Here is a 21,663-nt window from a genome sequence, read left to right on the forward strand (position 1 = left end):
CGTCAGGACCGGGCATTTTCAGGAAGGTTAAATCAACTGCAATGCTATCCAGTACAACCCACCGGACAGAAAAATCGCCGCCGGTAAAGTAAACACCCACGCCATCAGGATGCTGGTTACCGTTTTACGCTGTAACCCACCGCCGTCCACCACCATCGTCCCTGCTACCGCAGATGAGAGTACGTGCGTTGTGGAGACGGGCATCCCAATATAACTGGCAAGGCCGATAGACACTGCCGCCGTCATTTGTGCCGCCATGCCTTGCGCATACGTCATGCCGCGCTTACCAATCTTCTCACCGATGGTCATCGCTACACGACGCCAGCCAATCATGGTGCCAATGCCGAGCGCCAGTGCTACCGCCATGATGATCCACACCGGAGCGTACTCAATGGTGCTTAACATATCACTGCGCAGTTTTTTCAACAGGTTCTGATCTTCTTTACTGACGCCTGGCAGTTTCGCCAGCTTCGCAGAGGTATCAGAGATGCACAGCATAATGCGGCGCAGCTGGCTGCGCTGACTCACGCTTAACGGTTCGTAGCTTTCCATATTACCTGGCAACATCGTTTTAACGCGCGCAATCGCATCAAAGGTATTTGCCGGATGACAATGAAACTCCGTTACTTGCGTGCCATCAGTCGATGCCGCAGGCAATGGAGGTTCCATCGCAATCAACTTCTGCGGCAGTTCAGGATGCTGTTGCAGATAGTGTTCAAAGTTGGTGACGGCATCGCGGGTACGGGTAATTTCATAGCCGGACGCATTCATATTGACGACGAAACCAGCAGGAGCAATCCCCACCAGTACCAGCATCACCAAGCCGATCCCTTTCTGTCCGTCGTTCGCGCCGTGCGAAAACGCCACGCCCGCAGCGGAAACAATCAGCGCAATACGCGTCCAGAATGGTGGCTTACGTTTGCCTTTTTTCTTTTTGCGATCTTCCGGAATGCGGTGAATACGGTCACGCTTTTTCGTCCCGCTCCAGTAGCGGCGCAGCAGGAATATCAGGCCTCCCGCAATGACCAGGCCGACGATAGGGGAAACAATCAGCGAGGAGAAAATTTTGGTCACTTCACGCAGGTTTAACGCATCCATCACCGATGAGCCGGTTAAAAGCGCGTTGGTTAAACCGATGCCGATAATCGCACCAATCAAGGTATGCGAACTGGAGGCCGGTAAACCAAAGAACCACGTTCCCAGGTTCCAGATAATCGCCGCCAGCAGCATGGAAAAGACCATCGCCAGGCCGTGAGTTGACCCCATATTCAGCAACAAATCGGTTGGCAACATATGGACAATGGCATAGGCAACGCTAAGTCCGCCTAGCAATACGCCAAAAAAGTTAAAAAATGCCGCCATCACCACGGCAAGCTGTGGCTGCATGGCACGAGTATAAATAACGGTTGCCACCGCATTCGCCGTGTCATGAAAACCATTGATTGCTTCGTAGAACAACACAAATGCCAGAGCAAGTAATAACAAAAGCCCTGTGTATATATCAAGGCCAACAAATAAATTTAGCATATATTAGATTACGCCATTTTGAATTTACGAACGAACGCATTATCAGTGACTTTCACGGCGCGGGCAAAGTGAAATATCATCTTTTAACGATAAAAAGAGAGTTATTTCTTGGGTATCAAACAATAAGCATTCATTCAAAATATTTAAAAATAATTAGAACACAGGTATTCTGCTGGTTAATATATTCACATATAAAATGAATAGACATTGAAATATATAAATATTGAATATTTTGATTAATCCCCGCACTGATTATTCTTCATAATCAGTACGGGGTTGCTACAACATCTATTACTCTTTCACGACAATTAACGGTTCAATATCACTCTCTTTTTTGATGACCAGTGATTCATCACCGCGCAAACACGTCCCACCGTAGTTGCCGCCAACGGTGAAAGTACATACCTGGATGTATTTACCGTCCACTTTCGGCAAGCACCACAGTTGCTGGTAAATGTTTTTCTGCTCGGCAAATTTACCGCTGGTTTTGTCCAGCACCTCTTCATGATGGCTGACGAGGTCGATGTTACTGCCACAGCGACCGGCGATCGGTTTCACTGCGTAACCTGTTTTTACCAGTTCATCATTAACAGTGAAATCGGTATCCAGTAGGTAACGATGGTGCGGGAACAGCGACCAGAGGATCGGCAGAATCGCTTTGTTGCCGGGGATCACCGTCCACAGCGGCTCAAAGACCAGCACTTCCGGGCGCAGCAATACGTCAATTAAACGCACTTCATTTTGCGGATGACCGGTACGGATCGGCACCGCAGCAAACTCACGGTCGCTAACTTCACGAATCTGATCAAACGCGGTTTCCCACGCCCAGGTTTTCCACACGCAGTTAACCAGTCGCCCTTCCCCATCAATCAGTTGCCCGGCAGCATCCCAGCCCAGTTCATCCAACCCACGCAAGATACGCGTTTCAAAGCCCGCCTGGTGCAGCGCCTGCTCCATAAACTGCGCGTGATAGTTTTCCTCGATATCTTTGTCCTGCATGATATGGACAAACGGACGTGCACGACTGTGTTTCCAGGCACCAGCCAGTTCGTTAATCAGCCCTTCCGCAGGATTGAAGCCGTTGCCTTTATAGCCCTGCTCCGCCCAACGTTCGAGGATCAAGCCCGCTTCGGTATGACAGGAGGCGGAATCGGCGTTGTATTCGTAGACCTTCAGGCCACGTTCGTCCATGCAGAAATCCATACGACCGGTGATCATATGGTGACGGCGACGCTGCCAGGAGAGGCGCAAACGCGGCCAGAGGATTTTCGGAATGTCGAACAGCGCCAGCAGATTGTCATCTTTTAGCACCTTGTCGGTAGCGTGAAGATACATCAAGTGCAGCTCGTTGGTGGCTTTAATCAGCTCCTGTTCGGCACTCTCGGTAATGGTGTAAAAATGATACGGATCCTGATTGATCACTTGACCGTTCGCCTGCACGTAGGCGTTTTGCAGCGGATCTTTTTCATCCAGCCATTTACCATCAAATTGGCCTTTGTTTTCCAGACGCGCTCCGCTGATTTTCAGCAGCTCGCCTGCAATTTCCGGCTGCGGTAAGCTGTAGTCGGTATCTTCCGTCTGGATCATCCAGCCCAGAATGGTGGTGTCATCAAACGTGTCTTTAAGGGTATAGCAGCCGTTTTCGACCACCATCTCCAGCTCGCGTGTCCACTGTTGCCCTTGCGGTAACGGGGAATGAATCACGTTCTGTTCCGCAATACGGACTTTGTTGCCATGCAATTGGGTAATGATGGCGACATGGCCAGTGTCTTTAAATTCACCGCCTTTATCCCAGATAAGAAGCGCACCCGCGACCGGCGCACGCGGCGAGCCGTTAGGAAATGCCTGCAATGGCAGGATGTTGTCATTAACCACTTCACGCAGGAAGCGCAGCGAGAAAATCTCCCACGCCATACCCACGTCAGTGAAGACCACACCGTAATTCAGAAAGAGAAAACGGCGAGCAAATTCAACGCATTGCCATTTGTGGCCCATATATTCGTCGTCGATATAGCTACGGAATACGGCGTCATCTTCGTATTCCTGCGGATCGAGAGAACTGTAATCTGAAGAGTAGATTGCTACCCCACCTGGGGCGTAGCCCAATAATGTCCCGAACGGGGCATCCTGGCTGGTCGTTCCTTTGCTCATCACTTTACCTTTAACAATACAACCTAAGCAGTTGGCGTAATTGTTGTGCTCTGATTACCTGCTCAGCGACATTAACCGGACAGAGGTCAGACTAATCATACACCTCATCGCAGCGGCTGGCGCAAAGGGTTAAAAAATTCACATTCTGTACAGCAAGTGACCTGCTACACTGCTTCAACACTACCACTCAGAAGGCAACTCACTATGACAGACAATACTTATCAGCCCGCGAAAGTCTGGACGTGGGATAAATCCGCTGGCGGCGCGTTCGCCAATATCAATCGCCCGGTTTCTGGTCCGACGCATGAAAAAACGCTGCCGGTGGGCAAACATCCGCTGCAACTCTATTCGCTGGGAACGCCAAACGGACAGAAAGTAACGATTATGCTTGAGGAGCTGCTGGCGCTGGGCGTTACTGGTGCAGAGTACGACGCCTGGCTGATTCGTATTGGCGATGGCGATCAATTCTCCAGCGGCTTTGTCGAAGTGAACCCAAACTCGAAGATCCCGGCGCTGCGCGATCATACCCATACTCCGCCGATCCGCGTGTTTGAGTCTGGATCGATTCTGCTTTATCTGGCGGAGAAATTTGGCTACTTCCTGCCGCAGGATCTGGCGAAACGTACTGAAGCAATGAACTGGCTGTTCTGGTTACAGGGTGCCGCGCCGTTCCTCGGCGGTGGTTTTGGTCACTTTTACCATTACGCGCCGGTGAAAATTGAATACGCCATCAACCGCTTTACCATGGAAGCCAAGCGCCTGCTCGACGTGCTGGATAAGCAACTGGCGCAGCATAAGTTTGTTGCGGGCGATGAGTACACCATTGCAGATATGGCGATTTGGCCGTGGTTTGGCAACGTGGTGTTAGGTGGTGTGTATGATGCCGCAGAGTTTCTTGATGCGGGCAGTTATAAGCATGTACAACGCTGGGCGAAAGAAGTAGGCGAACGTCCGGCGGTGAAGCGTGGGCGTATTGTTAACCGCACCAACGGACCGCTGAATGAGCAGTTGCATGAGCGCCATGACGCCAGTGATTTCGAGACGAATACGGAAGATAAGCGTCAGGGGTAAGGGTTGGTGTTCGTCGCAGCAAGCCATCCAGGCCGATCCAGGCCGGATAAGGCGTTTACGCCGCATCCGGCAATCGAGCACAATGCCTGATGCGACGCTGCCGCGTCTTATCAGGCCTACAAAAGCTAATCATCACGCGCTGGTAATGTCGTAATCCATCTGGCGCAGCGCGTCTAATGTGGCTTTGGCTTCATCTTCGTCGATGATGCTCATGGCAAATCCGACGTGCACCAGCACCCACTGGCCCAGCAGATCGGCAGGGTTACCTTCGCAAATCAGGGCGATATTCACGTCGCGCTTGATACCACATACTTCAACCTGCGCAAGCTGGTGAATATCTTCACCGACAGCCAGCACCTGGCCTGGAACGCCAATACACATTGTTAACTCCGGTTATTCAACTTCAATACTTTTGACGATCAGCGAATCGCCGGTATCGACACGCAACCGCTCGCCATGACAGAGCGGGCATTGCGCATCGTGCTGATGAATCTCCACCACCTGGCTGCAATCCCAGCACCAGGCCTGGGCGGGTTTATAGACGATATGTAAATCGCACCCTTGCGCCACCGTTCCGTGGCAGACAATTTCAAAACTAAAACGGACGGCGCTCTCCTCAACGCAGGAGAGCGCGCCAATTTCCAGCCACACGGCGGTGACGCGCTTAACATCATGCTGCTCCGCCTGCCGTTGGATAATTTCAACGGCGCTCTGGCAAAGCGACAACTCATGCATTTTCGCCACTCCTGCGGCCAAACAGCAGGGCGCGACGCCCTGCGTGTGGTACATCCGGATTGGTGACCGGCAGCGAAAGGATCATCCGCGCGCAGTCATCCGTCAGCCGTTGGCCCTCTTCAATCGACATGCTATGCGAAAGCGGCGACATCAGCGAGCAGGAGAGGTATTGCGAAACACCGTCCAGTTCACCAACAGTAAAGGTCATAGTGCCATACGGCAGTTGCAGACCAATTTTTTCACTCACTTTGCGCAGCGGCCAGAGTTGATCCGGGCCGGGGAAGATAACTGCACTCAGCATCCATGGGGTGATTACACACCCCGTCCACTGACCTTCGAACAACGTAAAGTCGGAAACGTACACCGGCATTGAAGGATGCAGAAAAGAGAGATCGTGCATCGAACGCCGGGCAATTTCTTCAAACGCTGCCTGTACTTGCGCCTTCGGGGAGGTCTGAAAACCTGCTATCTCTTCATTCATGAGTCGCCTCCCGTGGGATGGCTTCCACGCCTGATTCGCGCAGCGCAACCAGAACCTGCTCAAGCGCAGGTTCAATCATCGCTTCAACCGTTGGTGTCAAGCCGATGTGCGGCTCCAGCGATTCCGGGATCACGCCGACCAGGGTCAGCTTTTTCGGAAACTCGCCGGTGAAGCGCAGGGCCGACAATACGTCGGCCAGGCCAAGCTGATGCGGAGAGATTTTGTTGGTAAACAACGCCGGAACTTCTTCATCCCGCAGGATCATCATCGTTCCCGGCGCGTTCTTTTTCGACACAATGGCATCGGCGATAATCAGATGATCGCGATTTGCCATGTCGCCAAGCAGCTCCATTCCCGCCGTGCCGCCATCGAGGATCTCAACATAATCCGGCAGAATGTATCGTTGCTCTAATGCTTCGACAATCCGCACACCGATGGCTTCATCGGTCAGCAAAATATTGCCAACCCCTAAGACTAAAATACGCATTACAGAACCTTCACTGAAACCACTTCGTTGCCGTCGGCATCCACTACGTGTACCGCACAGGCCATGCACGGGTCGAAGGAGTGAATGGTACGCACCACTTCCAGCGGTTTATTCGGATCGGCAACCGGTGTACCCACCAGCGACTGCTCGTAAGGACCAACGTCATCATTGAAGTTACGCGGGCCAGAGTTCCAGGTTGATGGAACAACTGCCTGATAGTTGCTGATGATACCGTCTTTAATCACCATCCAGTGAGAGAGCATACCGCGCGGTGCTTCAAGGAAGCCAACACCTTTGAACTCACCCGTTGCCGGAATGTTCGGTTTCACAAAGGTGGTGTGATCGCCTTTGCCGATATTGGTGATCAGCGCACTGTATTGGTTTTGCAGGATATCCTGCAATTCGCAGCAGTGAACGGTACGACCAATGATACGGCCCAGCGTGGAGTGCAGCTGCGCCACTTCCAGCGTGTTGCCAGTCAGTTTCTGATAAATCGCAACGATTTCATTCAGTTTGTTCTGGGTAGACTCGCGTCCTGACGCCAGTTTCACCAGCATGTTAGCCAGCGGACCCACTTCTACCGTTTTGCCGTAGAAAGTCGGTGATTTCACCCAGGAATATTTGCCGTCGTCAGACCAACCGTCGTAAGCCGGAATGGTGGTACCTTCCCACGGTGCCTGCGGCGCTTCGTCTTTATACCAGGAGTGCTTCGCACTTTCCTGAATCCCTTTGATCAGATATTCATCGGAATGGGAAGTGATCGGACGATACGAGGACAGATCCGCATTCTCAATGTAGCCGCCCGGGAACAGGAAGCTACCGTTTTTGCTGTCGGTCGGGAATTCCGGCACGCTCAGGTAGTTCACCGCACCTTTGCCGCGCGTCAGCCATTCCGGATAGAACGCGGCGATAACCGCGGTATCAACCTTGTAAACCTGCTCAACAAAGTCGCTCAGTTTGTCGATGAAAGACTTGATGTACATCAGGCGCTCAAGGTTCAGCACACCCAGACCGTCGAGGTTGATTGGGTTCGCGACACCGCCTACCGCCAGGTTCTGAATGTGCGGCGTTTTACCGCCCAGCAGCGCCACGACGCGGTTAGCGTCACGCTGGCACTCCAGCGCTTGCAGGTAGTGCGCTACCGCAATCAGGTTCACTTCCGGCGGCAGTTTCATTGCCGGGTGACCCCAGTAGCCATTGGCGAAAATACCCAACTGACCGCTGGCAACCAGATCTTTGATCTTGTTCTGAACTTTGGTGAACTCTTCCGGGCTGTTCAGATGCCAGGTCGAAACGCCTTTCAGCATTTCGGAGGCTTTGGTTGGATCAGCTTGCAGTGCAGAAGTGATGTCCACCCAGTCCAGCGCCGAAAGCTGATAGAAATGAACGATATGGTCATGCGTGGTGTGCGCAGCCAGAATGATGTTACGGATGTATTGCGCGTTAACCGGAACGTCGATATTCAGCGCACTCTCTGCCGCACGGACAGAAGAGAGCGCGTGAGTGGTAGTACATACGCCACAGATACGTTGCACAATCATCCATGCATCGCGCGGATCGCGGTTTTTCACGATCTCTTCCATGCCGCGCCACATGGTACCGGAAGCCCATGCTTTCGAAACGACGCCATTTTCGATTTCGCAATCGATGCGTAAATGCCCTTCAATTCGGGTTACCGGATCAATAGTAATTCTCTGGCTCATGCTTTGCTCGCCTCATGACGATTATGATCGTTTTGTTTTAAAGGAGGAAGTATCGGCAGTAGACGAATGAGTACGATGTAAGCGCAAATCTCAATAGCCACAAAACCAATAGAAATCAACAGTTCTTCCCAGGTCGGGAAGTAGGCGTAACCGCCGCCCGGGTTGAATGCCACCAGCGAATAGGTCAGACGCCAGGTTGCACAACCTAACAGTGCGCTCAGTGCTGACAGGAACAGCATGCGGGAATCATTACGCAGCTTCGCCACACGCAGAACAACCAGCGGGAAGAGCATCAGCAGGACTTCAATCCAGAACATCACGGAGTAGAAGTCACCGGCAAACGCTAACGACAGCTTGTCGCGATAGATCAGCTCGCCAAAGCGCAACACGATGAAAATCGCCAGCAGCACGCTGATAGTGTTGGTCAGCTTGACGAACAGGCTCTTCTCATCCGGACCGTTGCCACGCAAACCCGCCTGTACCAGCGAACCTTCAAAAATGACAATCGAGAAGCCCATGATGAACGCCGTCAGCAGCGAGAACAGCGGCAACATTTCATAGCTTTGCCACAGCGGATGCACCTTGTAGCCCGCCGAGATCATCAGCGACCCCATTGAAGACTGGTGCATAGTTGGCAGCAGCGCGCCGAGCGCGATGATGAAGAACATCACCTTGTTCAGACGCTGTAGCGACACTTTCCAGCCCAGACGTTCAAACAATGCCGGAGCAAATTCCAGTGCCATCACGCCGATGTAGATGGTCATACAGACCGCCGTCTCGAACAGTACCGAGTTCACGTTGAAGTGACCCGGAATGTAGAAGTACGGCAGGTTCCAGTAGCGACCCACGTCGATAGTGATCGACAAGCCACCCAGTGAGTAACCAAACAGACTTGCCAACAGTGCCGGACGTACCAGCGGATGGTATTGCCCACGGTTAAAGACGTATACCGCCCACGCCAGCGCCCAGCCGCCACAGGCGAAGCCGGTGCCGATCAACAGGTCAAACGCGATCCACACGCCCCACGGGAAGCCGCCGTTCAGGTCAGAGACAGAGCCCAGACCGAACACCAGACGCTTCACAATCAGGAGCATACAGATGACGATTAACGGTCCAAAAATCATGACCGGTTTACTGATGATTTTGCCGCCCAGCGGTTGTGGATCATGACTCATGATCGTCTCCTCCGTCGTGATGGTCGTTTTTGGTGTTGCGACGAACCAGCACGGTTAAGCCCGCCAGCACAGCCAGTGGTAGCATCATGCCTTTATACAGGGTGTGTTGAACATGTTCGGAACGCGCACCAGTAGAAAGATCGTCCAGTTTCGGCAGGTCGAGATTTTCATAAGGCACACCCGTCAGTACCAGTACCTGAGTACCGCCGCCCTCTTTCTCGCCGTACAGATGCGGATAATATTTCGGCACCGTATGCAGGTAAGTGTCGCCAGATTTCAGCGTCTGACGCGGATAGTGGTATTCGCTGCCAGGCTTCAGCGCCAGACGTTTTTTCGCCTCCGCCATCAGCTCTTCACGCGTACCAAAAATCACCGCGCCCGCCGGGCACACTTCTACGCAGCCAGGCAGCCCCCCTTTATCGAGACGTTCCACACCTTTCTGGTTGCACAGCTCGCACTTATGCAGCGCACCAAACGGGTTGTTGTAGTCGTACTTCGGCACGTTGTACGGGCAGGCGACCATGCAGTAACGGCAGCCGGTGCACACATCTTTGTCGTAATGGACAATGCCGGTTTTCGGATCTTTTTTCAGCGCGGAGACCGGGCACACGGAGACACAGTTCGGATCGACGCAGTGCATACACTGTTTCTTAATGTACGCATAGCCGTTCTCTTCCTGGTCTTTGTTGACTCCCGTGCCGCTGGTCCACACCTGAATGATGTTATTGGTGTACGGCGACAGTTTGTCGTTGTTCGACCAGGTCTGTTCCCCTTGTGGGTTACGTTCAGGGAAGTTGATATCCTGACACTTAGTGACGCAAGCCTGGCAGCCTACGCACAGCGTCGAGTCATACAACATACCCAGCGATCCCGGAATTGGCGGGCGGTTTTCAGCAGCCGCATGGCTGACCGACGGCAACGCGCCCGTCAGCAATGCCCCGCAGGAGGCTGCTTTAATAAAATTACGTCTGTTCACGGTTATTCTCCCCGTGAGTCAGCGTTATCTTTCTTTTGCTGACGACCCAGTTCACGCACCGCCATCACGCTGACACCGGCAACCAGCCCAACCACACCGCCGAGCAAACCGATAGCGCCCGCAGAGACGTTGCCGCCCTCTTTAGCGTTAACATCTGGTTTCTGCGAACGCGGCGTCTGGTTTTCGACGTTGGCAAGCTGATGGATGCCTTTATGGAAGCCGATACCTTCTTCGTTACAGCCATAGCACGGGTGACCAATCGCCACCGGCCACACACCGCCAACATCGCAGAATTGCAGCGTTGAGCAGTTGCCGTAAGTTTCCGGCCCTTTACAGCCGAGATGGTACAGGCACCAGCCTTCACGGTGGCCTTCGTCGCCGAACTCTTTCGCAAAGCGACCAGCATCGAAGTGCGGGCGACGTTCACAGTGTTCGTGAATCAGACGGCCATAGGCGAAAGTCGGACGGTTTTTGTCATCCAGTTTCGGCGGTTTGCCGTAAGTGATGATGTGCGCAACGGTCGCGAGGAAGTTGTGCGGGTTCGGTGGGCAGCCCGGAATGTTGATAACGGTTTTGCCCGGCAGAACTTCTTGCAGGCTGACAGCGCCAGTTGGGTTAACTCCAGCTGCGGCAACACCGCCCCACGCAGAGCAGGAACCGATAGCGATAATGGCTGCTGCGCCTTCCGCCGCTTTGCGGATGTGATCCACAATCGGCTCACCGGCAACCATGCAATAAATACCATTATCTTTTAATGGGATGGAACCATCCACCACTAACACATACTGCCCTTTGTACTTCTCGAGAGCGTTATGTTTGTTCTCTTCGACCTGATGACCGAAGGCGGCGGAAAGCACTTCGTGATACTCGAGAGAGATAGTCTCCAGCACGAGGTTTTCTACCGTTGGATGCGTTGCACGAAGCAGAGATTCCGTACAACCGGTGCACTCCTGCGCGCCAATCCAGATAACTGGCGGACGCTGCGGGTTAGTAACCGATTCGGCCATTTCTGCAGCGGCTTTGCTACTTAACCCCATGGTGGCGGCTAATGCTGCACAAAGCTTCATGAAATCACGACGGTTAATGCCGTGAGAATGGATGAGAGTGTTATCTCCAGTCATTTATAGTTATTCCGTTGCGAAGACCTGGCATATATTTTGCCTCAATCGCAAAATCAATAATGCGATCGATGCGCCATTTACCACACATTTATTATGGTTATCGATATCATGATACTGCGGCGGGGCACTAAAACGAAGGGAATAAGCATTAGTGTAATTAATTAAAGCAAGATAATACGTATGTTTGATCAATTTTCGAGGCGATAACCGGCCATAAAAAAGCGCAACGTAGAACAGGAATTATTCTCACGAAAGAAATCCATTACCATCTCTTTATCCAGTCCATAGCGGCGCGTCAGAATCCCTGCTTCCCAGGCGCTAAGCTGGCGATCTCCGGTCTTTTCGTACATCCGGTGTGAGTAGCCTAATACAAAACCGCGTTTATAATCGGCACAGTATTTTGTCACATTAACCGCACTGTCGGCATGCGTTGCTTTTAATCCCGCCATTAAGCCTTTACCAAAATGGTTATTCATCGTTCACCTCATTCGATATATATTGTCATATATAGCGATATTTTAGGCAAAGAACGACTTTTGCGCACGCTATTTTTTCATGCTTGTTTAAGACGTAATCCCGTAAGAGATAAACCTATCAGGAGAGATATTTATCGAACCATTTCAGCGTCCTTTGCCAGGCAAGATCGGCGGCAGATTTGTCATAACGGGGCGTGGAATCATTATGGAATCCGTGATTAACCCCCGGATAGATATACGCCTCATAGACCTTATTATTGGCTTTCAACGCCGCCTCGTAAGCGGGCCAGCCCTCGTTGATTCGGGTATCCAGTTCCGCGTAGTGGAGCAGTAAAGGCGCTTCAATCTTCGCCACATCGGCAGTGGGTGCCTGACGACCATAAAACGGCACCGCGCAGGCCAGTTCCGGATACGCGACAGCCGCCGCGTTCGATACACCACCGCCATAGCAAAATCCGGTAATACCCACTTTGCCTGTCGCTTGCGGATAGCGTTGCATAAACTCAATTGCGGCAAAGAAATCATTCATCAGTTTGGTTGGATCAACCTGCTGTTGCAGCTCACGACCTTTATCATCATTACCCGGATAACCTCCAACGGAACTTAAGCCGTCAGGTGCAAGGGCGATATACCCCGCCTTCGCTACTCGCCGTGCCACATCTTCAATATACGGATTCAGTCCACGATTCTCATGCACCACCACCACGGCTGGCGTTTTGCCGCTCATCTTTGCGGGCTTCACCAGATAACCCCGTACCTCGCCGTGACCATTTGGCGAAGAATACGTGATGTACTCAGCAACAATTTCCGGGTCGGTAAACTCTACCTGAGTCGCCAGCGCATAATTTGGCTTGAGCAAATCAAACAACGCTAATGCCGTCATCCCGCCCACCGTATACTTCGCCGCAAGGTTGAGGAACTCACGTTTCGAAATTTTCCCGTGAGCGTAATAGTCGTAGTAATCCAGCAACTCTTGTGGGAAATCTTTAGCGGTCAGACGCGGCATCATTGCACTCCTCAATTGGTGTTTTTTTAAGCAAAGCATAAGCACGTGTTTTTGCCCAATTTTTCGTCACACTGTGAGCGATGCTACGGGATCCCCCCTGGTAAATCGCTAAACTGGAAACATTGTTTCGAAATTGAATGGTGGAAAGGAGAGGTCATGGTCTGGTTAGCGAATCCCGAACGTTACGGGCAGATGCAATACCGCTATTGCGGAAAAAGCGGTTTACGCCTGCCCGCGTTATCGCTCGGTTTATGGCACAATTTCGGTCACGTTAACGCACTGGAATCACAGCGTGCGATCCTGCGCAAAGCGTTTGATTTGGGCATTACGCACTTTGATTTAGCCAACAATTACGGGCCGCCTCCAGGAAGCGCAGAAGAGAACTTTGGTCGCCTGCTGCGGGAGGATTTTGCCGCTTATCGCGATGAACTGATTATCTCTACCAAAGCCGGATACGATATGTGGCCCGGCCCGTACGGCTCTGGCGGCTCACGTAAATACCTGCTCGCCAGCCTCGACCAAAGCCTGAAGCGGATGGGGCTTGAGTATGTCGATATCTTTTACTCTCATCGCGTCGATGAAAATACGCCGATGGAAGAAACCGCCTCTGCGCTGGCTCATGCGGTACAAAGCGGTAAGGCGCTTTATGTCGGGATCTCCTCTTACTCGCCAGAGCGGACGCAAAAAATGGTCGAGTTGCTGCGCGAGTGGAAAATTCCGCTGTTAATTCATCAACCTTCGTACAATTTACTGAACCGCTGGGTGGATAAAAGCGGCCTGCTGGATACCCTGCAACATAACGGCGTGGGCTGCATTGCCTTTACTCCTCTGGCTCAGGGATTGCTGACCGGAAAATATCTCAACGGTATTCCGCAAGATTCACGGATGCATCGTGAAGGGAATAAAGTTCGTGGTCTGACGCCGAAAATGCTCACCGAAGCCAACCTCAACAGCCTGCGGTTATTGAATGAAATGGCACAGCAGCGTGGACAATCAATGGCGCAAATGGCGTTAAGCTGGTTGCTGAAAGATGATCGCGTGACGTCGGTATTGATTGGTGCCAGCCGCGCGGAGCAACTTGAGGAGAACGTGCAGGCGCTGAATAATCTGACATTTAGCACCGAGGAGCTGGCGCAGATTGATCAGCATATCGCCGATGGCGAGCTGAATCTGTGGCAGGCGTCTTCCGATAAATGACCTGTTAATAACGGGCGCGAGAACCGCGCCCGAATCAGATCAGTGATTATGACGAGTCAGTCGGTCAAGATAGCCCATCACAAATGCAGAGAGCACAAACGTCAGATGGATAATGACGTACCACATCAGTTTGTTATCAGGGACATTTTTCGCATCCATAAAGACGCGCAGTAAGTGAATGGAAGAAATTGCCACAATCGACGCTGCTACTTTGTTTTTCAGCGACGTTGCGTCCATTTTCCCCAGCCAGTTCAGCTTCTCTTTGTTCTCGGAGATATCCAGCTGCGAGACGAAATTCTCATAACCGGAAAACATCACCATCACCAGCAAACCGCCAACCAGCGTCATATCCACCAGCGACAGCAACACGAGGATCAAATCTGATTCCGCCATCGAGAAGATATTCGGCAGTACGTGAATAATCTCCTGGAAGAACTTCAGCGCCAGAGCAACTAACGCCAGCGAAAGGCCAAAGTACACGGGGGCAAGCAGCCAGCGAGAAGCATACATTGCATTTTCAAGAAAACGTTCCATACATTCCTGTCGTGTAGTTAAAACGGGCAACAGTATATCGCAATTGAGTAAACAGCGCGCAACAGCAAATCAACATATCCGTTAAACCTTTGTCGCATAAATCCGAGGTTTAGGGATCTTCCTGGTTCCCTTATCAACGCATCGAGAGCGTCTACCCTTAAAGGACGTTGAACCTGAAGGGAGAAAAACAATGTCTCATTTAAAAGACCCGACCACGCAGTATTACACTGGTGAATATCCCAAACAGAAACAACCGACGCCAGGCATCCAGGCGAAAATGACACCGGTGCCGGATTGCGGCGAGAAAACCTATGTTGGTAGCGGTCGCCTGAAAGATCGTAAAGCACTGGTGACAGGGGGCGATTCCGGAATCGGTCGTGCTGCCGCCATCGCTTACGCGCGTGAAGGCGCTGACGTAGCGATCAGTTATCTTCCCGTGGAAGAAGAAGACGCTCAGGATGTGAAAAAGATCATTGAAGAATGCGGACGCAAAGCCGTCCTGCTGCCAGGCGATTTAAGCGATGAGAAATTCGCCCGTTCGCTGGTTCACGAAGCGCATAAGGCGTTAGGCGGGCTGGATATTATGGCGCTGGTCGCCGGGAAACAGGTTGCTATTCCTGATATTGCAGACCTCACCAGCGAACAGTTTCAAAAGACGTTTGCCATTAACGTTTTCGCACTGTTCTGGCTAACCCAGGAAGCGATCCCCCTGCTACCGAAAGGTGCCAGTATCATCACCACTTCGTCAATCCAGGCATACCAGCCAAGCCCGCATTTACTGGACTATGCGGCTACGAAGGCGGCGATTCTGAACTACAGCCGAGGCCTGGCAAAACAGGTCGCGGAGAAAGGTATTCGGGTGAATATTGTTGCGCCAGGCCCGATCTGGACAGCACTGCAAATTTCCGGCGGACAGACGCAGGATAAGATCCCGCAGTTTGGTCAGAAAACGCCGATGAAGCGTGCGGGGCAACCGGCGGAACTGGCCCCTGTATATGTTTATCTGGCAAGTCAGGAGTCGAGCTATGTCACCGCAGAAGTGCACGGCGTGTGCGGCGGCGAGCATTTAGGCTAAAAAATACCCGGTTGTGAAAAGCAACCGGGCATCATTATGCATTTAACTCTTGCCGGATGCGGTCTAAACGCCTTATCCGGCCTACATGTCATGCAAATTCAATATGTTGCAATATATTTTGTAGGCCTGATAAGCGTAGCGCATCAGGCAATTGTCTTTACTTCGCTTTGGCAGTTTCTTCGCCAACCAGACCTATCTTTAGATAACCCGCCTGGTGCAGCATATCCATTACCTTCATCAACGTCTCGTAATCGACAGTTTTATCCGCACGGAAGAAGATAGTGGTATCTTTCTTACCTTCGGTTAACGCATTCAGCGCTGTAACCATTGTTTCATCGGTGACCGGATCGTTACCGATAAACATCGAGTTGTCCGCCTTCACCGACAGATAAACCGGTTTTTCCGGACGAGGCTGCGGCGTGCTGGTAGAAGCAGGCAAGTTCACCTTCACATCTACCGTCGCTAACGGCGCTGCCACCATAAAGATAATCAGCAGAACCAACATCACGTCGATAAACGGCGTCACGTTGATATCATGCATTTCGCCGTTATCGTCGAGGTTTTCGTTAAGATGCATTGCCATCGAACATTATCCTGCGCGTAATTTTTGGGCGACACGAACCGGATGCGCAGCGGCGCTGGCTTCCAGATCCAGGTCACGACTTTGCAGCAATAATACCTGCGCTGCGACATCACCCAGCATCGCTTTAAAGCCGCCAATCTGACGTGCAAATACGTTATAGATAACGACCGCCGGAATCGCTGCCACGAGGCCGATTGCCGTTGCTAACAGAGCTTCTGCGATACCCGGCGCAACGACAGCCAGATTAGTGGTCTGCGTTTGCGCAATACCGATAAAGCTGTTCATGATGCCCCAGACCGTACCAAAGAGGCCCACAAACGGCGAAATCGCGCCGATGGTTGCAAGGTAGCCGTTACCGCGGCCCATTTGACGCCCCACGGCGGCGACCCGACGCTCCAGACGGAAGCTGGTACGTTCTTTAATACCTTCGTTATCGTCGCTGCCTTCTGACAGTTCCAGCTCATCCTGCGCTTCATTGAGCAAATGCAGGCTTAAGCTTTTGCTACCAAAATCAGCGGCGATATCGTTGGCCTGGTTCAAGGAACGCGCTTGGGCCAGCAGTTGCTGTTCGCGTTTCAGGCGACGCTTCTGATTGAAGAACTCAACGCTCTTACTGAAGAAGATTGCCCAGGTGACTACGGAGGCTAAAATAAGCCCAATCATCACGCACTTAACGACAATATCGGCGTGCTGATACATACCCCAGACGGAAAGGTCCGTCTGCATTAAATTATTACCCACTGTGTATCTCCAGGACGCAAGTCACAAAATCTGCGCATAATAATATCAAAACGACGTCGAATTGATAGTCGTTCTCATTACTATTTGCATACTGCCGTACCTTTGCTTTCTTTTCCTTGCGTTTACGCAGTAAAAAAGTCACCAGCACGCCATTTGCAAAAATTTTCTGCTTTATGCCAATTCTTCAGGATGCGCCCGCGAATATTCATGCTAGTTTAGACATCCAGACGTATAAAAACAGGAATCCCGACATGGCGGAAAACAAGCTTGATACTCAACTGGTCAACGCAGGACGCAGCAAAAAATACACTCTCGGCGCGGTAAATAGCGTGATTCAGCGCGCGTCTTCGCTGGTCTTTGACAGTGTGGAAGCCAAAAAACACGCGACACGCAATCGCGCCAATGGCGAGTTGTTTTATGGACGGCGTGGAACGTTAACCCATTTCTCCTTACAAGAAGCGATGTGCGAACTGGAAGGTGGCGCAGGCTGCGTGCTGTTCCCCTGCGGAGCAGCAGCGGTTGCTAATTCCATTCTTGCTTTTGTCGAACAGGGCGATCATGTGTTGATGACCAACACCGCCTATGAACCGAGTCAGGATTTCTGTAGCAAAATCCTCAGCAAACTGGGCGTAACGACATCGTGGTTTGATCCGCTGATTGGCGCAAATATCGTTAAACATGTGCAGCCAAACACTAAAATCGTGTTTCTGGAATCCCCGGGCTCCATCACCATGGAAGTCCACGACGTTCCGGCGATTGTTGCCGCCGTGCGCAGTGTAGTGCCAGATGCCATCATTATGATCGATAACACCTGGGCGGCCGGCGTGCTGTTTAAGGCGCTGGATTTTGGCATTGATGTTTCCATTCAGGCCGCTACCAAATATCTGGTTGGGCATTCAGATGCGATGATTGGTACTGCCGTATGCAATGCCCGTTGCTGGGAGCAGCTACGGGAGAATGCCTATCTGATGGGGCAGATGGTCGATGCCGATACCGCCTATATAACCAGCCGTGGCCTGCGCACTTTGGGTGTTCGCCTGCGTCAACATCACGAAAGTAGCCTGAAAGTAGCTGAATGGCTGGCAGAACATCCGCAAGTAGCGCGAGTTAACCACCCTGCTCTGCCTGGCAGTAAAGGCCACGAATTCTGGAAACGAGACTTTACAGGTAGCAGCGGACTATTTTCCTTTGTGCTTAAGAAAAAACTCAATGCTGAAGAGCTGGCGAACTATCTGGATAACTTCAGTTTATTCAGCATGGCCTACTCGTGGGGCGGGTATGAATCGTTGATCCTGGCAAATCAACCAGAACATATCGCCGCCATTCGCCCGCAAGGCGAGATCGATTTTAGCGGGACCTTGATTCGCCTGCATATTGGTCTGGAAGATGTCGATGATTTGATTGCCGATCTGGACGCCGGTTTTGCGCGAATTGTGTAATGTTGCCAGTTTGGACAAATTTGCAGACATTTAATTGTGAAAAGTCTTAAATTGTTGCGTCCGGGATCAAGGCGTCCCGGGTGATTCAGGAGTACAATAGGCAGATAAAGGCTTAAACGCTGTTCCACAGGAAAGTCCATGGCTGTTATTCAAGATATCATCGCTGCGCTCTGGCAACACGACTTTGCCGCGCTGGCGGATCCTCATATTGTTAGCGTTGTTTACTTTGTCATGTTTGCCACGCTGTTTTTAGAAAACGGCCTGCTGCCCGCCTCATTTTTGCCAGGCGACAGCTTGTTGATACTGGCAGGCGCATTGATTGCCCAGGGGGTTATGGATTTTCTGCCAACGATTGCGATTCTGACCGCCGCAGCAAGTTTGGGCTGCTGGTTAAGTTATATTCAGGGGCGCTGGTTAGGGAATACTAAAACGGTGAAAGGCTGGCTGGCACAGCTTCCTGCCAAATATCACCAGCGCGCCACCTGCATGTTTGACCGTCACGGTCTGCTGGCGCTGCTGGCTGGACGTTTTCTCGCATTTGTCCGTACGCTGTTGCCAACCATGGCGGGTATTTCCGGTCTGCCAAACCGCCGCTTCCAGTTTTTCAACTGGCTAAGCGGATTGCTGTGGGTCAGCGTAGTAACCAGTTTCGGCTATGCCTTAAGCATGATTCCGTTCGTTAAACGGCATGAAGATCAGGTAATGACATTCCTGATGATCCTGCCGATTGCCTTGTTAACTGCAGGCTTGTTAGGCACGCTGTTTGTGGTGATTAAAAAGAAATACTGTAACGCCTGACAATTTCCCCCGTTCCCGGTTGCGGTACCGGGAACGCATTTAACTCCCCTGCATCGCCCGCATTCTTGCCGCATCCTCCCCCGGTGTCACACCAAAGTAACGTTTAAACTCACGGCTAAATTGCGACGCGCTTTCGTAGCCGACGCGCATCGCTGCTGCACTGGCCTTCATGCCGTCGTGGATAATCATCATCCGCGCCTTATGCAGACGGTAATTCTTCAAATACTGCAACGGCGAGGTGCTAGTGACAGACTTAAAATTATGGTGGAACGCCGATACGCTCATGTTGGCTTCTGCCGCCAGTTGCTCGACGCTCAGGTTTTCGGTGTATTTATTCTCAATTCGTTTCAGCACGCGACTAATCAGGCTGAAGTGGGTCTGACGGCTGACCAGCGCCAGTAACGCGCCACCGCAAGGTCCGGTCAGCACGTAGTACAGAATTTCGCGGATGATCTGTTTGCCGAGAATACGCGCATCCAGCGGTCGCTCCATCACATCGAGTAACCGCTCCGCCGCACATAAAATCTCTTCTGATAACGTGGCAGAGTTAATCCCGCTGGCTGCCATCGACGGCCGAAAATGCTCATCTTCGCCAATGTCCATCAACAGCTCTTGTAACTGCAAAACATCGACATTGAGACGCACCCCTGCCAGCGGTACCTCTGACGTGGCATAAGTTTCGCACTCAAACGGCAACGGCACCGTCAGCAGCAGATATTCATTGGCATCATAACGAAACACGCGTTCATTGATATAACCGATTTTATGCCCGGAAAAGAGAATTATGATGCCGGGCTCGTACATCACCGGCGTACGTGCGAAAGGCGTCTCGCCATACAACAAACGCACATCGGGCAATAGCTCTGACAAACTATTTTCTTTATTTTTCAGTTTATTAACTTTACCCGCCAGCAAGCGGCAAATCTCTTCACGTTTCATATCGCGTAATTTCTTAGGAATAATGCGGCAATTTGATTGTGCGCAATTTTGTAGCATTTCTCCAGCACTCTGGAGAAATAGGCAAGACATTGGCAGAAATGAGCATTGAGAGGTACGGCGCTGGCGACCACAATGAAAAACATCAGGCAGACCGATCTCTGCCCTCATATTGACCCAGCAAAGGGAGCAAGTAATGAACAACTTTAATCTGCACACCCCAACCCGTATTCTTTTTGGTAAAGGCGCAATCGCTGGTTTACGCGAACAAATTCCTCACGATGCACGCGTATTGATTACCTACGGCGGCGGCAGCGTGAAAAAAACCGGCGTTCTCGATCAAGTTCTGGATGCCCTGAAAGGCATGGACGTGCTGGAATTTGGCGGTATTGAGCCAAACCCGGCTTATGAAACGCTGATGAATGCCGTGAAACTGGTTCGCGAACAGAAAGTAACCTTCCTGCTGGCGGTTGGCGGCGGTTCTGTACTGGACGGCACCAAATTTATCGCTGCGGCGGCTAACTATCCAGAAAATATCGATCCGTGGCACATTCTGCAAACGGGCGGTAAAGAGATTAAAAGCGCTATCCCGATGGGCTGTGTGCTGACGCTGCCAGCGACCGGTTCAGAATCCAACGCAGGTGCGGTCATCTCCCGTAAAACTACAGGCGACAAGCAGGCGTTCCATTCTGCCCATGTTCAGCCGGTATTTGCCGTGCTCGATCCGGTTTATACCTACACTCTGCCGCCGCGTCAGGTGGCTAACGGTGTAGTGGATGCCTTTGTGCACACCGTGGAACAGTATGTTACCAAACCGGTTGATGCCAAAATTCAGGACCGTTTCGCAGAAGGCATTTTGCTGACGCTGATCGAAGATGGTCCGAAAGCCCTGAAAGAGCCAGAAAACTACGATGTACGCGCCAACGTTATGTGGGCGGCGACTCAGGCGCTGAACGGTTTAATTGGCGCAGGTGTACCCCAGGATTGGGCAACGCATATGCTGGGCCACGAACTGACTGCGATGCACGGTCTGGATCACGCGCAAACGCTGGCTATCGTCCTGCCTGCACTGTGGAATGAGAAACGCGACACTAAACGCGCTAAACTGCTGCAATATGCTGAACGCGTCTGGAACATCACAGAAGGTTCTGACGATGAGCGTCTTGACGCCGCGATTGCCGCAACCCGCAATTTCTTTGAGCAATTAGGCGTGCCGACCCACCTCTCCGACTACGGTCTGGACGGCAGCTCCATCCCGGCTTTGTTGAAAAAACTGGAAGAGCACGGTATGACCCAACTGGGCGAAAATCATGACATTACGCTGGATGTCAGCCGCCGCATATACGAAGCCGCCCGCTAAGCTTTTTACGCCTCAAACTTTCGTTTTCGGGCATTTCGTCCAGACTTAAGTTCACAACACCTCACCGGAGCCAGCTCCGGTGAGTTCATAT

At 51.8% G+C, this 21,663-nt stretch carries 22 protein-coding genes; 6 read left to right on the top strand and 16 right to left on the bottom strand.

The genetic code is table 11. The features are described 5' to 3' along the window. Window positions 1-27: 27 nt before the first annotated feature. Together pitB and gss are read right to left on the bottom strand one after the other, a co-directional pair. Window positions 28-1,527 carry an inorganic phosphate transporter PitB gene (pitB, locus tag FQZ95_RS00565; RefSeq protein ID WP_000933296.1) on the bottom strand — a complete coding sequence of 500 codons (1,500 nt, stop codon included), beginning with the start codon at window positions 1,525-1,527 and terminating at the stop codon, window positions 28-30. A gap of 291 nt (window positions 1,528-1,818) precedes the next feature. Further along, window positions 1,819-3,678: a bifunctional glutathionylspermidine amidase/synthase gene (gss, locus tag FQZ95_RS00570; protein ID WP_105287686.1), complete on the bottom strand. Its 1,860-nt coding sequence runs from the start codon at window positions 3,676-3,678 to the stop codon at window positions 1,819-1,821. Between the two features lie 204 nt (window positions 3,679-3,882). Between gss and yghU the strand changes: the two genes are divergently transcribed. After that, window positions 3,883-4,749, top strand: a complete 867-nt coding sequence (yghU, locus tag FQZ95_RS00575) for a glutathione-dependent disulfide-bond oxidoreductase (protein WP_001352936.1) — start codon at window positions 3,883-3,885, stop codon at window positions 4,747-4,749. Between the two features lie 132 nt (window positions 4,750-4,881). On the opposite strand, the gene hybG is transcribed toward yghU, so the two are convergent. The 10 genes from hybG to yghX all read right to left on the bottom strand — a co-directional run bounded on the left by hybG (window position 4,882) and on the right by yghX (window position 12,909). Next, the gene (gene hybG / locus FQZ95_RS00580) at window positions 4,882-5,130 is read right to left on the bottom strand and encodes a hydrogenase maturation factor HybG (RefSeq protein ID WP_000334896.1); all 249 of its coding nucleotides are present in this window, start codon (window positions 5,128-5,130) and stop codon (window positions 4,882-4,884) included. Between the two features lie 12 nt (window positions 5,131-5,142). Beyond that, complete coding sequence (hypA, locus tag FQZ95_RS00585) at window positions 5,143-5,484, bottom strand: hydrogenase maturation nickel metallochaperone HypA (RefSeq protein ID WP_000544953.1); 342 nt, start codon at window positions 5,482-5,484, stop codon at window positions 5,143-5,145. Then, window positions 5,477-5,965 carry a hydrogenase-2 assembly chaperone gene (hybE, locus tag FQZ95_RS00590; RefSeq protein ID WP_001001337.1) on the bottom strand — a complete coding sequence of 163 codons (489 nt, stop codon included), beginning with the start codon at window positions 5,963-5,965 and terminating at the stop codon, window positions 5,477-5,479. The genes hypA and hybE overlap by 8 nt, the downstream gene beginning before the upstream one ends. After that, the gene (locus tag FQZ95_RS00595) at window positions 5,958-6,452 is read right to left on the bottom strand and encodes a HyaD/HybD family hydrogenase maturation endopeptidase (RefSeq protein ID WP_001221942.1); all 495 of its coding nucleotides are present in this window, start codon (window positions 6,450-6,452) and stop codon (window positions 5,958-5,960) included. Before FQZ95_RS00595 ends, hybE begins: the two co-directional genes overlap by 8 nt. Further along, complete coding sequence (gene hybC / locus FQZ95_RS00600) at window positions 6,452-8,155, bottom strand: hydrogenase 2 large subunit (protein ID WP_000083070.1); 1,704 nt, start codon at window positions 8,153-8,155, stop codon at window positions 6,452-6,454. Before hybC ends, FQZ95_RS00595 begins: the two co-directional genes overlap by 1 nt. Next, window positions 8,152-9,330: a Ni/Fe-hydrogenase cytochrome b subunit gene (gene hybB / locus FQZ95_RS00605; protein WP_000017703.1), complete on the bottom strand. Its 1,179-nt coding sequence runs from the start codon at window positions 9,328-9,330 to the stop codon at window positions 8,152-8,154. Before hybB ends, hybC begins: the two co-directional genes overlap by 4 nt. Further along, the gene (hybA, locus tag FQZ95_RS00610; protein ID WP_001081868.1) at window positions 9,320-10,306 is read right to left on the bottom strand and encodes a hydrogenase 2 operon protein HybA; all 987 of its coding nucleotides are present in this window, start codon (window positions 10,304-10,306) and stop codon (window positions 9,320-9,322) included. The genes hybB and hybA overlap by 11 nt, the downstream gene beginning before the upstream one ends. A gap of 2 nt (window positions 10,307-10,308) precedes the next feature. Continuing rightward, on the bottom strand, window positions 10,309-11,427 hold the full coding sequence (gene hybO, locus FQZ95_RS00615) for a hydrogenase 2 small subunit (protein WP_000145410.1): 1,119 nt from the start codon (window positions 11,425-11,427) through the stop codon (window positions 10,309-10,311). Window positions 11,428-11,615: 188 nt separating this feature from the next. Continuing rightward, window positions 11,616-11,903: a DUF2623 family protein YghW gene (gene yghW, locus FQZ95_RS00620; protein WP_001059139.1), complete on the bottom strand. Its 288-nt coding sequence runs from the start codon at window positions 11,901-11,903 to the stop codon at window positions 11,616-11,618. 118 nt (window positions 11,904-12,021) lie between these two features. Continuing rightward, window positions 12,022-12,909: a YghX family hydrolase gene (gene yghX / locus FQZ95_RS00625; protein ID WP_160529773.1), complete on the bottom strand. Its 888-nt coding sequence runs from the start codon at window positions 12,907-12,909 to the stop codon at window positions 12,022-12,024. 156 nt (window positions 12,910-13,065) lie between these two features. Here yghX and gpr point away from each other — a divergent pair, with 156 nt between their 5' ends. Further along, a complete protein-coding gene (gene gpr, locus FQZ95_RS00630) occupies window positions 13,066-14,106 on the top strand; it encodes an L-glyceraldehyde 3-phosphate reductase (RefSeq protein ID WP_000262161.1) in 1,041 nt (346 codons plus the stop codon). Between the two features lie 39 nt (window positions 14,107-14,145). On the opposite strand, the gene FQZ95_RS00635 is transcribed toward gpr, so the two are convergent. After that, entirely contained in the window at window positions 14,146-14,640 is a 495-nt protein-coding gene (locus FQZ95_RS00635; protein ID WP_000439331.1) for a TIGR00645 family protein, read from the bottom strand. Between the two features lie 190 nt (window positions 14,641-14,830). Between FQZ95_RS00635 and yghA the strand changes: the two genes are divergently transcribed. After that, window positions 14,831-15,715: an NADP(+)-dependent aldehyde reductase gene (yghA, locus tag FQZ95_RS00640; RefSeq protein ID WP_000018758.1), complete on the top strand. Its 885-nt coding sequence runs from the start codon at window positions 14,831-14,833 to the stop codon at window positions 15,713-15,715. 157 nt (window positions 15,716-15,872) lie between these two features. On the opposite strand, the gene exbD is transcribed toward yghA, so the two are convergent. Both exbD and exbB read right to left on the bottom strand, forming a co-directional pair. Next, complete coding sequence (gene exbD, locus FQZ95_RS00645) at window positions 15,873-16,298, bottom strand: TonB system transport protein ExbD (protein WP_105271316.1); 426 nt, start codon at window positions 16,296-16,298, stop codon at window positions 15,873-15,875. A gap of 6 nt (window positions 16,299-16,304) precedes the next feature. Continuing rightward, a complete protein-coding gene (exbB, locus tag FQZ95_RS00650; protein WP_000527851.1) occupies window positions 16,305-17,039 on the bottom strand; it encodes a tol-pal system-associated acyl-CoA thioesterase in 735 nt (244 codons plus the stop codon). Window positions 17,040-17,290: 251 nt separating this feature from the next. Here exbB and metC point away from each other — a divergent pair, with 251 nt between their 5' ends. Together metC and yghB are read left to right on the top strand one after the other, a co-directional pair. Further along, entirely contained in the window at window positions 17,291-18,478 is a 1,188-nt protein-coding gene (gene metC, locus FQZ95_RS00655; RefSeq protein WP_160529765.1) for a cystathionine beta-lyase, read from the top strand. A gap of 138 nt (window positions 18,479-18,616) precedes the next feature. Beyond that, window positions 18,617-19,276: a DedA family general envelope maintenance protein YghB gene (gene yghB / locus FQZ95_RS00660; protein ID WP_000268419.1), complete on the top strand. Its 660-nt coding sequence runs from the start codon at window positions 18,617-18,619 to the stop codon at window positions 19,274-19,276. Between the two features lie 39 nt (window positions 19,277-19,315). On the opposite strand, the gene yqhC is transcribed toward yghB, so the two are convergent. Beyond that, window positions 19,316-20,215: a DNA-binding transcriptional regulator YqhC gene (gene yqhC / locus FQZ95_RS00665; protein ID WP_140423068.1), complete on the bottom strand. Its 900-nt coding sequence runs from the start codon at window positions 20,213-20,215 to the stop codon at window positions 19,316-19,318. Window positions 20,216-20,408: 193 nt separating this feature from the next. Between yqhC and yqhD the strand changes: the two genes are divergently transcribed. Further along, window positions 20,409-21,572, top strand: a complete 1,164-nt coding sequence (gene yqhD / locus FQZ95_RS00670) for an alcohol dehydrogenase (RefSeq protein ID WP_032185136.1) — start codon at window positions 20,409-20,411, stop codon at window positions 21,570-21,572. Window positions 21,573-21,663: the final 91 nt, after the last annotated feature.

The sequence above is a fragment of the Escherichia sp. HH41S genome (assembly GCF_009820115.1).
GTDB lineage: Bacteria > Pseudomonadota > Gammaproteobacteria > Enterobacterales > Enterobacteriaceae > Escherichia > Escherichia coli_F.

What these genes read in the sequence shown, in the direction of transcription:
- pitB (WP_000933296.1), bottom strand. Translation starts at nt 1,527, where the DNA reads ATGCTAAATTTATTTGTTGGCCTTGATATATACACAGGGCTTTTGTTA.
- gss (WP_105287686.1), bottom strand. Translation starts at nt 3,678, where the DNA reads ATGAGCAAAGGAACGACCAGCCAGGATGCCCCGTTCGGGACATTATTG.
- yghU (WP_001352936.1), top strand. Translation starts at nt 3,883, where the DNA reads ATGACAGACAATACTTATCAGCCCGCGAAAGTCTGGACGTGGGATAAA.
- hybG (WP_000334896.1), bottom strand. Translation starts at nt 5,130, where the DNA reads ATGTGTATTGGCGTTCCAGGCCAGGTGCTGGCTGTCGGTGAAGATATT.
- hypA (WP_000544953.1), bottom strand. Translation starts at nt 5,484, where the DNA reads ATGCATGAGTTGTCGCTTTGCCAGAGCGCCGTTGAAATTATCCAACGG.
- hybE (WP_001001337.1), bottom strand. Translation starts at nt 5,965, where the DNA reads ATGAATGAAGAGATAGCAGGTTTTCAGACCTCCCCGAAGGCGCAAGTA.
- FQZ95_RS00595 (WP_001221942.1), bottom strand. Translation starts at nt 6,452, where the DNA reads ATGCGTATTTTAGTCTTAGGGGTTGGCAATATTTTGCTGACCGATGAA.
- hybC (WP_000083070.1), bottom strand. Translation starts at nt 8,155, where the DNA reads ATGAGCCAGAGAATTACTATTGATCCGGTAACCCGAATTGAAGGGCAT.
- hybB (WP_000017703.1), bottom strand. Translation starts at nt 9,330, where the DNA reads ATGAGTCATGATCCACAACCGCTGGGCGGCAAAATCATCAGTAAACCG.
- hybO (WP_000145410.1), bottom strand. Translation starts at nt 11,427, where the DNA reads ATGACTGGAGATAACACTCTCATCCATTCTCACGGCATTAACCGTCGT.
- yghW (WP_001059139.1), bottom strand. Translation starts at nt 11,903, where the DNA reads ATGAATAACCATTTTGGTAAAGGCTTAATGGCGGGATTAAAAGCAACG.
- yghX (WP_160529773.1), bottom strand. Translation starts at nt 12,909, where the DNA reads ATGCCGCGTCTGACCGCTAAAGATTTCCCACAAGAGTTGCTGGATTAC.
- gpr (WP_000262161.1), top strand. Translation starts at nt 13,066, where the DNA reads ATGGTCTGGTTAGCGAATCCCGAACGTTACGGGCAGATGCAATACCGC.
- FQZ95_RS00635 (WP_000439331.1), bottom strand. Translation starts at nt 14,640, where the DNA reads ATGGAACGTTTTCTTGAAAATGCAATGTATGCTTCTCGCTGGCTGCTT.
- yghA (WP_000018758.1), top strand. Translation starts at nt 14,831, where the DNA reads ATGTCTCATTTAAAAGACCCGACCACGCAGTATTACACTGGTGAATAT.
- exbD (WP_105271316.1), bottom strand. Translation starts at nt 16,298, where the DNA reads ATGGCAATGCATCTTAACGAAAACCTCGACGATAACGGCGAAATGCAT.
- metC (WP_160529765.1), top strand. Translation starts at nt 17,291, where the DNA reads ATGGCGGAAAACAAGCTTGATACTCAACTGGTCAACGCAGGACGCAGC.
- yghB (WP_000268419.1), top strand. Translation starts at nt 18,617, where the DNA reads ATGGCTGTTATTCAAGATATCATCGCTGCGCTCTGGCAACACGACTTT.
- yqhC (WP_140423068.1), bottom strand. Translation starts at nt 20,215, where the DNA reads ATGAAACGTGAAGAGATTTGCCGCTTGCTGGCGGGTAAAGTTAATAAA.
- yqhD (WP_032185136.1), top strand. Translation starts at nt 20,409, where the DNA reads ATGAACAACTTTAATCTGCACACCCCAACCCGTATTCTTTTTGGTAAA.